At 43.4% G+C, this 2,039-nt stretch carries 1 protein-coding gene; it reads right to left on the reverse strand.

The window, feature by feature from the left end; all coding sequences use genetic code 11:
- On the reverse strand, nucleotides 1-2,039 hold a 2,039-nt coding region (locus tag EAO38_RS08455; protein WP_456237301.1), incomplete at both ends, for a putative barnase/colicin E5 family endoribonuclease.

Genomic DNA, 2,039 nt, shown 5'->3' on the forward strand with positions numbered 1-2,039 from the left:
TTCTTCAAGGCGTTTATTTATTTGCTCTTCTTCTTCTGGGGTCATCTCGGGTTTCTTTTCTTTGGGTTTTGCGCGCTTTTTAAGGGGGGGTTTGGTAGAGTTGTCTTGCAGCCCACTCAACGCATTAGCGTTCTTGCTGTACGGCGGAATGAAAGAGTGGATAATGTCCGCATGTTGTATCTCTTTTCTGATGAATCTCTTGCTAACATCTGGTATCCCCGTGATCAAATACTGGTCGCCTTCTTGCGTTACCAAGAAATAAACTAAATCCTTATCCTCCCTTCTAAACGCCTTAATGTATTTACTCTTGCCATCTTCACTAAAAACAAGCTTAATATCCGGACTCTTTAATGTCGGCTCTACTAAGTGCAAGTACTCTAAACGCCTTTGCCCATCGGTACGGCTTGCCAAATGCTCTATAAACCTTTCTTTATTCTTCACCCCCTTCAAACTCTTTAAAAACCCTTCTATGTCTATTTCTTTAGGGATAGGGGTCGCGTGCGCGCTTAAATCAAGGCTTTTAATAAAAGCTTCTTTCTCCTCTGGGCTTTGAATCACCGCGCTAGGTTTAACCTCCCCACTCTCCTGCTCAACCTTAGATAACTTCTTGGGGTCTAGCAAATCCACGCGCCCTCTGCCATCTAAAAGGACTTGCGCGCCCGCCTTGATCTGGTTATCCACCCCTTTAAATGTCTTTGGTGTCCCAAGACGCGCGCGCCATAAACCTTTTTCATCCTTGATCAAAGTAACAAACGCCTTGTGATGGTCTATTTCTTTGGCAAATAAATAGCCTTGTTGGGTTTTCAAGACAATATAAGGGGACTCTAATGCCTCCTTCACTCCATTAAAGGTGGACTGCTTGTAGAGGTCATAAAGGGTTTTTTGGCTTAATAAAAATTTTTCTCCCCCTAACACCTCTTGTAATTGGGGGGGTAAATTAGGAGTGTAATACGCTTGGTGGCTCTCTAGGTTATAAACATCTTTGAGATGCGTATAAAACGCCCGCTTGTGTGCGTCTAAGGCCTCTTGGTTTGCCATGGCTTCTGCGCGCCGCATGTCTTGCCATTCATGGGGCAATGTAGAACTTCTTAACATCGGTATTTTAAAGTCAGGGGAAGCCTTAGGGTCTTCTATGGGAATTTTAGGAGTCTCTTTAGGAGTCTCTTTATAGGGCAATGGGCGCGCATGGGGGGCTTTATAAAAAGGGTGTTCAAATTCTCTTAGCCCGTAATCTTGGAAGAATTGGGGGGTAAGGATTTGGTAATCCCAATTATAAAAATGCCCACTTTTCTGCGCATGCATGAACACCCCCGGTTCAATCTCTTTAAGAAAGTGGAAAGTATCACGCACAAGAGCGACATAATCAGGCTCTTCTAAAGCGCTCTTAAGATAGGGCAAATATTCTAAGTCTTGGGCGGTGTAACTTCTGTAGCGCACACTTTCTGTAAAGTTCTTAGGGTTTGTATAGTGGATGTTCATGTGATCTAATTGCGCGTCTGCATACGCGAATCTCTTAAAATGTTCCCTAATCTCTGGCTTGTAATGGGGAATAAGGGGGGTATAATCTGGCCATTTTCCCTTTAATCCAAAACTGGTGCGAAACAATTCCCAATCTAATTTTGGGCTATCTTGTGCGGCAATAAGGGACTTGATCTGGGTTAAGGTCTCTTTTAATTCTGTTGTCTCTTGGGCTTTAAGGGGGGATGTGGTATCCTTTTTGTCAGAGTTTAAAGGGAGATTGTCCGCCCCTTTAGTCAAATCCTTAGCGCGTGCTGTCTTAGGGGTTTTCTCTCCAAGAGGTGTTGCCTTATCAAAAGCCGTAACAATCCAATAGTTATCGCCTTTTTTGTCATAGCTTTTATTAACCCCAACAATAAAGCCGTTATGCTCTATGTTGTAGGCTTCTGTCCTACCCTGCCTTTTAACAATTTTTCCATTTTTTACAATCTCCTCAATGCCATTCCCCAACTTCTCCAAAGGCGTACCCCCCTCAAACCCACTAAAGTCATCAAGGTGTTTTTCTACAATCTTACTTAAGC

The organism is Helicobacter vulpis, assembly GCF_003660395.1.
Taxonomy (GTDB): domain Bacteria; phylum Campylobacterota; class Campylobacteria; order Campylobacterales; family Helicobacteraceae; genus Helicobacter; species Helicobacter vulpis.